Genomic DNA, 764 nt, shown 5'->3' with positions numbered 1-764 from the left:
AAACAGCTCAATTGTTAGACAGCGTGAAATTGATGGAAGCAGCTGATAATAGCTATAGCTTGATCAAATTTGATTTAAAAGTTAACACAGAAGGCATCCAAAACGTGAAACAAGCCATTGCAGACAACTGGAATGCGGGTGGTGCGTTATTAGATGCAGATTTAAAAACAGCATTAGAAGCTTTGTGTGAGTCATAAAAAGAAAACAGATAATACTGGGGGAGAAAGAATGAAGCAAAGGTATGTAACGATTATGAGTATTAGCTGGAGTTTTATTTGTCTCCTACTTGTTATTGTAGGCTGTCCTACCTCAGCGCAAGCTGAGGGGGAGCTTCTCCCTCCCGGTATTGTGATCGGGGATGACAAGGGGATACATGTTCAACCAGATGGGGCTTATTTGGTTGAGGTGAAGGATGTCATGCCCGGCAAGAAGTGGCAGACAGAGGTCACTTTACTTAATGTGGAAGAGGATGAGCCGTATGAGCTCTTTTTCCAAATCAAACCACCTACTGTCACAGGACCAATCGATTTTTCAAAAGCGATCCAGATGGTCTTGATCTATAAGGACAAGGAACTCTATAACGGACCTGTTTCAGGTGTCAGCGAGGCTCTTGACTTACAAAAAGAACCGATCTCACTGGGGACTTATCAATCAGGTGACAGTCATAAGCTGATTGCGAAATTTGAAATGGACAGTCATTATACGGAAAAGGATTTTGTCAAAAAAAGCGTGACAGAGAATGTCTGGGAGTTTCGTGCGATTAA

General features: G+C 42.1%; 1 protein-coding gene and 1 pseudogene. Both read left to right on the top strand.

Features of this window, described 5'->3' with window-relative positions:
* Positions 1-197 (top strand): annotated as a pseudogene (locus AC5KOD_RS02480) (BsaA family SipW-dependent biofilm matrix protein); the annotation flags it as partial.
* Between the two features lie 31 nt (positions 198-228).
* Positions 229-764, top strand: a 536-nt coding sequence (locus AC5KOD_RS02475; protein ID WP_496912963.1) for a hypothetical protein, incomplete at its 3' end; no start/stop codon positions are given.

Source organism: Vagococcus sp. WN80Y (assembly GCF_059621045.1).
Note: the sequence above shows the minus strand (reverse complement) of the source record. Positions and strands in the feature narration are given on the sequence as shown.